Below are 8,314 nucleotides of genomic sequence, written 5' to 3'. Positions count from 1 at the left end.
AGGCTTGCTCCCACAGTTGATCGCGTACCCCTGTGGGAGCGAGCCTGCTCGCGAAAAGGCCCTTACAGCTTGAGCTGCCCTATGGCCTTGCTCAACTCCCCGGCCAACAACGCCAACTCGTTACTGGTAATCGCCGAAGCGACCGTCTGCTGCACGGTGTTCTCGGTGACATCGCGGATGCTCACCACCGCCCGGTTCATCTCTTCCGCCACCTGGCTCTGCTGTTCGGCTGCCACTGCGATCTGGGTATTGCTTTCACGCATCTGCGCCACCGCCCCGGTGATTTGCGCCAGGGCAGTGCCAGCCTCCTGTGCTTGCTGTACGCAGTCGTCGGCCTTGAACGAGCTCTCCTGCATGAAGTCCACGGCATCCCGGGTGCCGGCCTGCAGCGCCGCCACCATCACGGTGATCTCGTCAGTGGAGGTCTGCACACGCTTGGCCAGGTTGCGCACTTCATCGGCGACCACCGCAAAGCCACGGCCCATTTCACCGGCCCTGGCTGCTTCAATCGCGGCGTTCAGCGCCAGCAGATTGGTCTGCTCGGCAATGCTGTGGATCACATTGACCACACCGTTGATCTTCTGGCTGTCTTCGGCCAGACGCTGAATCATCTCGGCGGTCTGCTGCACCCCGGTGGACAAGCCGGCAATCGACTGCTGTACGCGCATGACCACCGCCTGCCCGCTGCCGGCCAGGGTATCGGCCGATTGTGAGAGGTCGCGGGTGGCGCCGGCATGCTGGGCGATGTGGTGGACCGTGGCAGTCATTTCGTTGATCGCGGTGGCGGCCTGATCGGTTTCACTCTGCTGGCCCAACATACCGTGGCGCACTTCATTCATGCTCGCCGCCAGCCGTGCGGCGCCGTCGTCCAGTTGGCGAGCCGTGTTGGCGACGGTGTTGACCACCCGTTGATAGCCGGCCTGCATGGCATTGAACGCATTGGCCATCTGTCCGACTTCGTCGTTGCATGCCAGCGGGACGCGAGCCGAGAGGTCGCCGGTTTTTTCGACATGGAGCATCACGTCTTTCAAGGTATTGAGTTGGCTAAGCAGGAAGCGGATCAGTAACTGCGACGCGCCGAGCATGACCAGCATCAGGATGAACACCGCTACCGCATAATTTGCGAAGCGCTCGCCGAACACCTGGCTCAGGCTCGGACCCTGGGCAATCACCGCGACCTGCTGGCCGTCCGCGCGTGTGAATACCTCGGCGCCAATGAGCAGGTTGTCACCGAAAATCGGCAGGGCGTTGATCTCGACCCAGCCGTTTGCATGGGTCAATTCAGGTATGGGTTGCCCGCCGAGCACCGGTGCCTGGTCGCGGCTGAAGGTCAAGAGGTTCTCCGCTTTGGGCAGAGGCTGCCCGGAAGGCCAAGTGCCGAGCAAACGCGCCTGGGCCTGGGCCGATACCTGGGCAGCATGACTACGGGCCTGTTGTTCGAGCTGCACGGCGTACAGCACCAATAGCAGGGTGGTGACGAAGGCGACGGCATTCACCGCCCAGAATTTGTATTTCAGCGAGATATTGCTAAGCCAAGCACCCATGGAGGTCTTCTCTGATAGCGGAAACAGTTTTGGCAAGGTGCCAGCATTGTGCCGCTATTCGGGGTGCCGAATCTTGATATGGATCAACAGGCAGCGCTTTCCCATTGTGGGAGCGAGCCTGCTCGCGAATGCGGTCTGACAGTCACCTCAGTGCTGAATGTTCCAATGCCTTCGCGAGCAGGCTCGCTCCCACAGGGGGATATGTGTTTACTGGGGGATAGTCGGCAACCCGTAAAACGCCCGCGCGCAGGCGGTGGTGTGCGCCGCCAGGTCTTCCTGAGTCTCTGCGCGGTGCAACGCCACCTCCCGCAGCACTTCCGTCAGATACGCCGGTTCGTTGCGACCATTTTTCGGCTTTGGACGCAGGCTGCGCGGCAGCAGGTACGGTGCATCGCTTTCGAGCATCAGGCGTCCGCGCTTGATCTCTTTGACCAGCGGATGCAGATGCGTGCCCCGGCGTTCGTCGCAGATCCAGCCGGTGATGCCGATGTGCAGGTCCATGTCGAGGTAACTGAACAGCGCCTTTTGTTCCCCGGTGAAGCAGTGCACGACCGCCGCCGGCAATTGGTCGCGGTAGTCGCGCAGGATCTCCAGCAGTCGCTGACTGGCATCGCGCTCATGCAGGAACACCGGCAACTGCAACTCGACCGCCAGCGCCAGGTGCTCTTCGAGGACTTTTTCCTGTTGCGGGCGGGGCGAGAAATCACGGTTGAAATCCAGGCCGCATTCACCCACGGCAACCACGTTCGACTCCTTGAGCAGACTGCGCAGGTGGCGGGCGCTGTCGGCGTTCCAGTCGCTGGCGGCGTGGGGGTGAATGCCCGCGGTGGCGAACAGCCGTTGCCCGCTTTCATCCAGTTGCCGGCACAGCTCCAGCGCCTGCTCGCTGCCCTCGACGTTGGTGCCGGTGAGCACCAATTGGCAGACCCCGGCGGCATAGGCACGGTCGAGTACAGCCTGGTGTTTGTCGGCAAAGCTGGGGTTGGTCAGGTTGACGCCGATATCGATGAGTTGCATGGTGCTACCTCGGACCAAAGGCCGGAAAGCATATCAGAGCTGTAGATTTATAAGAAAAACCAAGAACTACAACGAGTTATAGCTGTCTTTTGATTCCGCGAGGCAGGACAGGATGGTCAAGGTGCCATCATTGTGCCAGTCTTTCGCACTTTTCCAGCGTCTCAGGCGCCCGGTTTCAGACATTTTGATTGCATGAAAATACCCATGCGATCGACCCGAATTCTTTCCGGAGAGTGGATGATTCGTCCCTCGGTTTTGCTACTGCTGTGTTGTTCGCTGCTGCTGCCGATGTCGGCGGTTGCGCGTCTGCCCGGACCGCTGCAAGCCGTGCCGGCGGCCAAGGTGCGCGACCTGACGGAAATCCGCAGCAGTCGTGTGCTGCGCGTGCTGGTCAACCAGAGCCGCAACAGTTCAGGCGAAGTCCAGGGCCAAGCCATCGGCGTCGAATATCACCGTTTGCGCGCCTTCGAACAGTACCTCAACGGTCATGCCCGTGACGGTCAGGAAATCACCCTCAAGATCATCCCCAAGGCCAAGGACCAACTGCTCGGCGCATTGCAGCGCGGGGAGGGCGACCTGGTGGCTCCCGGGGAATTGCTCGACCTGCGCCCGGGTTTCGCCGTCAGCACCAGCGAACCGATTGCCAGCAACATTCCCCTGGTGTTGGTGGGCATCAAGGGCGAACGTCGCTACACCCGCCTCGAGCAACTGTCGGGCAAAACCCTCGCGCTGCCCACCGGCAGTGCCGCCGGTGATGCGGTCAGCCAGATCAATCAGAAACTTGCCTTGAACAAGCTGCCGCCGGTCAATATCGAATGGGTCGACCCGAGCCTGGCGGTCGAGGATGTGCTGGAGATGGTCCAGGGGGGGATCTTTCACCTGACCATCGTCGAGCAACCGATTGCCGAACGTTGGGGCAAGATCCTGCCCAAGTTGCGCCTGGACCGGCAGGTGCAAATCAGCGACCCGGGTGAGGAGTACTGGTTCGTGCGCCGCGATGCGTCAATGCTGCGGGCCAGCATTGACCGATTCCTCGGCGGCTACAAAAAACCGTCGGATCAGGACGCGGCTTTCCTGCGAATCTATCGGCGTCTCTATCAAGTCCATTATCCCTTGGCCAAGGCTGACCGCCAGCGTCTGGAAAAACTTCGCCCGGTGTTGCAGAAACACGCCGACGCCCAAGGCATGGACTGGCTGAATCTGGCGGCGCTGGCGTTCAAGGAATCCGGCCTGCAACCCAAGGCCCGCAGTGGCGGCGCTCCGACCGGCCTGATGCAAATCACGCCATCCGCGGCCCAGCGGGTGGGGGTCAGCAATATTCAGGAACTCGATGCCAATGTGCAGGCCGGGGCCAAGTACCTGGCGATGATCCGCCGCAAGTTCTTCGCCAGCCCCAAGCTCAACGAGCGCGAGCGCATGGCCTTTGTGTTGGCGGCCTACAACATCGGCCCGGAGCGGGTTCAGGGGATGCGTACCGAGGCGCGGCGGCGGGGCTTGAATCCCAATCAGTGGTTCTTTCAGGTTGAGCGCATCGCCATGGAGCAGGTGGGAATGGGACCTGTCAGCTATGTTAATAGCGTGAACAAGTATTACCTGGCGTTCGATCGGGAGCGGGAGTCGTTGGAGCCCCAAGGGCAAAAGGTTGTCCTGCGGAAATGATCGAATAAACTGAAGTGTTGTAGCGGGTTTTTGCGCTTTAAATATAATTTTTACTGATTAGTATGGCGGCCAACCAACACACACTCACAATGGATGACACAGCATGAGCACACTGATCAACAAGGTTCTGTTTACCCGCGCCGGCTACGGCCTGACCGTTCTGCGAATTTTTGTCGGCATCATCTTTGCTGCCCACGGCGCGCAGAAACTCTTCGGGGCGTTCGGTGGCTACGGCCTGGCCGGCACCGCGCAGTACATGGAAAGCATTGGCCTGGCGCCGGGCTACCTGATGGCGACGCTGGCGGGCGGGACCGAGTTCTTCGGCGGTCTGGCACTGATCATCGGCCTGCTGGCGCGCCCGGCAGCCCTGGGCCTGACCTTCCTCTCCCTGGTGGCGATCTTCTCGGTGCACATCAGTAACGGTCTGTTCATGGCCAACAACGGCTATGAGTTTGCCCTGGCCCTGCTCGGTGGCAGCATCGCGGTATTGATCGAAGGGGCTGGCAAACTGTCGGCCGACCGGGCTATCGCGGGTTGATTGATACCGCTCAGCGAACGTTTTTGTGTTTAGCCGTTCAAAGCTCTACACCCCTGAGAAATTCGAGGCACGCTATGACAGCGAATTGCAAAGGCAAGGAAGTTAACGGCCATCGGGCCCCACGTCTCATGTTGCCTGCCCTGGTATTCGGGCTCTTGCTCTCACCGCTGGCCATGGCGGCCGGTGACGGTACCGCGGCGGTGGGCGGTGGTCTTGGCGGAGCGCTGGGTAATGTGGTCGGGGGGCAATTGGGCGGCAGTACCGGCGCTGCAATTGGTGCCGGTGTGGGCGGCGCGGCCGGTAGTGCGGTCGGCGCCTCCAAGGGCAGCCGTACTGAAGCGGCGATCGGTGGTGGTCTGGGGTCGGCGAGCGGTTCAGTGATCGGTAACAGCATCGGCGGCTCAACCGGCTCGACCATCGGTGCGGGCCTGGGTGGGGCAGCGGGTGGCGCTGTCGGCAACAACCTGGGCAGCGATAACGACAGCCATTCCGGTGGCGGCCACAAACACAAGCACAAGCATAAACACAAAAATAAACACCACTGAGTCGGCATTTCCCGACAGCAGAAACCCGGCCAAGCGCCGGGTTTTTCGTTTCTGTCGCAAGACTGACCGATTGTCTGCCCGATCGAACGCGCAGCCTCGCTGCGGCCTCGAAATTCCAGGGCCTGCCTTTCAGGCTCTTTGCGAGGTGCACCATGAGCGCTGATCCAAAAGACACCGACGTTGACGATACCCCCGAGTATCCGCTGCCTTCACCGACCGACCCTTTGAGCCGCGATCAGCGTCCACCTGACGATGACGCGGGTGTCGAGCAAGTCCCCAATGAAGACGTCAGACGCACCGACGTCGAGGGGAACCCGAAGGACCCGGACATTGCCGATAAAGAGGGTTCCAGCGAACCCAGTTGATTCGCGCCCCTCGATGCCATGCCGCTCGTCGATTGAATGGCACACCTGAAAAGTGGCTGCTGCCAGAAGTCAGGTAAGCCACTTTGAAAGGAGTGCACCATGATCAAGTCAAAATTCACGGCCCTTACAGTGGCCGGATTGTTGTCACTCGGTTCATGGGGGGCATTGGCCGGCAACGATGCGCCAGTCGACAAGGGCGGCATGCCGCCATCCACGGAAATGAACGCGGGCTCGGGGCCCGAGACTGCACTGCCGCCTGGCACGATTGGCGGTGGGAATGGTGGGGATGCCAATGGGAGCAGCACCAGCGCGGGGGAGAGCAGAGGGGCGGGGAGCGGTGGAAGTTCGATGGAGAGCGATTCTGGGAGTGGGTCTGGAGGATCAGGTAGTTCGGGGGGAACTGGTGACCAGTGAAAGTTAGTTTTTGATAGTTTTAAGCCCAGCTGATTTGCTGGGCTTCTGAGGCGTCGGTTGAATGCCTGTACACAATTTCTCATAAAACAATACGGGTGGTTCTCACGACGACGAAAGCAAAGGCTCCCATGGTAGATCCACATTATTGAAAAATTGAGCTGTACTTCGAGTAGAGTCATGTCGTAGATAAGTTTTAGCGTAAAAATTAATCGCAGTCCCAAAAAGATTTTAGCCATTGTCGGTGAAAAGCTCGTTGCTCGGAAATGTCGTTAGTAATGTACTGGTCGTCAAAATCGAAAATGCTAACGATTGAATCGAAAGATGCTTTTTTTCCCAAAGTCTTTTCATATGCGATGGCACCATTACTCATTTGTGAACACATTGAGGATGGAAAAACATTGATTTTTGCTCCTTTGCACAGGAATTTTATGTTGTGGAACTCTTGTCTTATTTGTGCAAGGCATAAAAACAAATCTACATCAGTGTATGTTTTTCTGAATCCATTTTTTCTGATTAACGTCAATTTGCTGTAATGGTCTATGAGAATCGCAGTTTCTATAGAGTTTTCGAGCTTGAGTTTTATTTTTCTTTTTGGCATATTTGTTCTGGGTTGTGGTAGTAAGGTATGGTATTGGTGGATGGAAAAACATTGTGCGAGTGAGTTTTTAATGAAAAGTTGGTGCGGTGGTGGGTTTATTGTTGAGCAAGTGAGATTGTCCATTTCTTATAAAAAGATATTTGCTCTTTAATATCGCTTGTAATGTTTTCATTGTCATAATCAAATATGCGTACCATGTCTTCTTCCTCGCTGGATTTGCCAAGTTTTAATTCGTACGCGACGAGTCCATTGGACATTTGAGATGACATTCTTGATGGGTGGACATTCAATTTTGCTCCTTTACACAGAAATTTGATCTTTGGGTGTTCGGCCCTTAACATGCCGAAGCATACAAACAGATCGTAGGCTGCATACGTTTTTCTCAATCCGTTTTTCATTTCGAATGTCAGACTTGGTGTTTTTCTATTGCATTCAACTGTTGCTGTTTCAATGGTGTTATCTATTTCGATTGTTATTGTAAGAAGTTTTATGGGTTTTACCTCTTGAGAAAAGTAAAAAGGACTCAGATATTTAATGATAAATCTACCCCGGAAATTTTTGGTCGGAGATTGAGCGGCACTTTTGAAAAGTGTTTTCAGCCGGAAGAAACGACGATGGTGACATTTTTTCAGTTCTTATTTTTCCAAGATGTCTGACTCAAACCATTTAATAAAGAAATCTTGCTGCACGTTAGGGTCGTTTGTGAGGTTGTTTTCTTCATGGTCAAAAATATTCACCACGTCACTTCTCAAGGTATGTTTCCCCATAGTAAGCTCATATGCTTTTACACCCAATGTCATTTGTGAAGACATACTGGAAGGGTGGACATTTATTTTTGCACCTTTACACAAAAAAGCTATATCTGGATGGTCCTCCCGTAGGTGTCCAAAGCATTTGTAGAAGTCGTCTCCAGAATACGAATGTCTGTAGCCATCTTCCATGATGAAAATAATTTTTATGGGGTCTGAGTAACAGAGTAGCTCAGCCCTTTGGCGAATTTTATTCTTGATTATTATGATTTCAACGCGTTCCATTTTTTATTTCCTATTTGGATTTAAAATGCTGTATTTACCATCTCTGCCGTTAGCACCAATTGGTGTGGCACCGAGAATGTCCTCCTTTTTTACACCTCCCTGGATCGCAATTTCTTTTTCACTAGAGAATTTGTATTTTTTTCCGAGTTCTTTAATCAAGTCCCTGCCCGGAATCATACGGATCGTGTAAAGAAATCCACCTCGCGTGTTGTACCCTGTCGCAAAATCAAGTCCGACTTCTCTATCAGGACTAGTGCTTACAAAATTGCTCGGAGGATTTTTACTGTCAAGGGAGTGGAGCAACAAATCATTGCTGGAGCCTTTGGGTCTAAATCCCTGCTCAAATATCTTGTCTGGGTGCTTTTCATCCCCACGGTATAAATATTTTTCCTCCGGATAAATAGGGAGCTGAGCCTCCCCCTGATCGACCTTCGCCTTACTCGCCGGATCCTGCACTCCACCTGCCGGTTTTCTACACCCATCCCCACCCGGACAATCGGCCAACCCCAACGGATCCACCCAGCCCGTCGGGTTGCGCGTGTACTGGTAGGCATTCAACCCACCCGCCAGCTTCACCGGGTCCGGGGTCAGGTAGCGTCC

General features: G+C 55.6%; 9 protein-coding genes. 4 read left to right on the top strand and 5 right to left on the bottom strand.

Features of this window, described 5'->3' with window-relative positions; translation table 11 throughout:
* Nucleotides 1-62 precede the first annotated feature (62 nt).
* The gene (locus tag ACW9HW_RS27190; RefSeq protein ID WP_457402388.1) at nucleotides 63-1,544 is read right to left on the bottom strand and encodes a methyl-accepting chemotaxis protein; all 1,482 of its coding nucleotides are present in this window, start codon (nucleotides 1,542-1,544) and stop codon (nucleotides 63-65) included.
* 207 nt (nucleotides 1,545-1,751) lie between these two features.
* The gene (locus tag ACW9HW_RS27185; RefSeq protein ID WP_095196535.1) at nucleotides 1,752-2,561 is read right to left on the bottom strand and encodes a TatD family hydrolase; all 810 of its coding nucleotides are present in this window, start codon (nucleotides 2,559-2,561) and stop codon (nucleotides 1,752-1,754) included.
* A 237-nt stretch (nucleotides 2,562-2,798) separates the two neighbouring features.
* Here ACW9HW_RS27185 and ACW9HW_RS27180 point away from each other — a divergent pair, with 237 nt between their 5' ends.
* The 4 genes from ACW9HW_RS27180 (at nucleotide 2,799) to ACW9HW_RS27165 (ending at nucleotide 5,668) form a co-directional block, all read left to right on the top strand.
* A complete protein-coding gene (locus ACW9HW_RS27180; RefSeq protein WP_095196536.1) occupies nucleotides 2,799-4,220 on the top strand; it encodes an MltF family protein in 1,422 nt (473 codons plus the stop codon).
* Nucleotides 4,221-4,323: 103 nt separating this feature from the next.
* Complete coding sequence (locus ACW9HW_RS27175; protein ID WP_095196537.1) at nucleotides 4,324-4,758, top strand: DoxX family protein; 435 nt, start codon at nucleotides 4,324-4,326, stop codon at nucleotides 4,756-4,758.
* A gap of 128 nt (nucleotides 4,759-4,886) precedes the next feature.
* On the top strand, nucleotides 4,887-5,303 hold the full coding sequence (locus ACW9HW_RS27170) for a glycine zipper domain-containing protein (RefSeq protein ID WP_095196538.1): 417 nt from the start codon (nucleotides 4,887-4,889) through the stop codon (nucleotides 5,301-5,303).
* Nucleotides 5,304-5,455: 152 nt separating this feature from the next.
* The gene (locus tag ACW9HW_RS27165) at nucleotides 5,456-5,668 is read left to right on the top strand and encodes a hypothetical protein (RefSeq protein WP_095196539.1); all 213 of its coding nucleotides are present in this window, start codon (nucleotides 5,456-5,458) and stop codon (nucleotides 5,666-5,668) included.
* Nucleotides 5,669-6,775: 1,107 nt separating this feature from the next.
* On the opposite strand, the gene ACW9HW_RS27160 is transcribed toward ACW9HW_RS27165, so the two are convergent.
* The 3 genes from ACW9HW_RS27160 to ACW9HW_RS27150 all read right to left on the bottom strand — a co-directional run.
* A complete protein-coding gene (locus tag ACW9HW_RS27160; protein WP_457402390.1) occupies nucleotides 6,776-7,171 on the bottom strand; it encodes a hypothetical protein in 396 nt (131 codons plus the stop codon).
* 144 nt (nucleotides 7,172-7,315) lie between these two features.
* The gene (locus ACW9HW_RS27155; protein ID WP_457402385.1) at nucleotides 7,316-7,714 is read right to left on the bottom strand and encodes a hypothetical protein; all 399 of its coding nucleotides are present in this window, start codon (nucleotides 7,712-7,714) and stop codon (nucleotides 7,316-7,318) included.
* 3 nt (nucleotides 7,715-7,717) lie between these two features.
* The coding region (locus ACW9HW_RS27150) for a scabin-related ADP-ribosyltransferase (RefSeq protein ID WP_457402383.1) at nucleotides 7,718-8,314 on the bottom strand (597 nt) is incomplete at its 5' end.

This window comes from Pseudomonas sp. SDO5532_S415 (genome assembly GCF_054071155.1).
Note: the sequence above shows the minus strand (reverse complement) of the source record. Positions and strands in the feature narration are given on the sequence as shown.

What these genes read in the sequence shown, in the direction of transcription:
- ACW9HW_RS27190 (WP_457402388.1), bottom strand. Translation starts at nt 1,544, where the DNA reads ATGGGTGCTTGGCTTAGCAATATCTCGCTGAAATACAAATTCTGGGCG.
- ACW9HW_RS27185 (WP_095196535.1), bottom strand. Translation starts at nt 2,561, where the DNA reads ATGCAACTCATCGATATCGGCGTCAACCTGACCAACCCCAGCTTTGCC.
- ACW9HW_RS27180 (WP_095196536.1), top strand. Translation starts at nt 2,799, where the DNA reads ATGATTCGTCCCTCGGTTTTGCTACTGCTGTGTTGTTCGCTGCTGCTG.
- ACW9HW_RS27175 (WP_095196537.1), top strand. Translation starts at nt 4,324, where the DNA reads ATGAGCACACTGATCAACAAGGTTCTGTTTACCCGCGCCGGCTACGGC.
- ACW9HW_RS27170 (WP_095196538.1), top strand. Translation starts at nt 4,887, where the DNA reads ATGTTGCCTGCCCTGGTATTCGGGCTCTTGCTCTCACCGCTGGCCATG.
- ACW9HW_RS27165 (WP_095196539.1), top strand. Translation starts at nt 5,456, where the DNA reads ATGAGCGCTGATCCAAAAGACACCGACGTTGACGATACCCCCGAGTAT.
- ACW9HW_RS27155 (WP_457402385.1), bottom strand. Translation starts at nt 7,714, where the DNA reads ATGGAACGCGTTGAAATCATAATAATCAAGAATAAAATTCGCCAAAGG.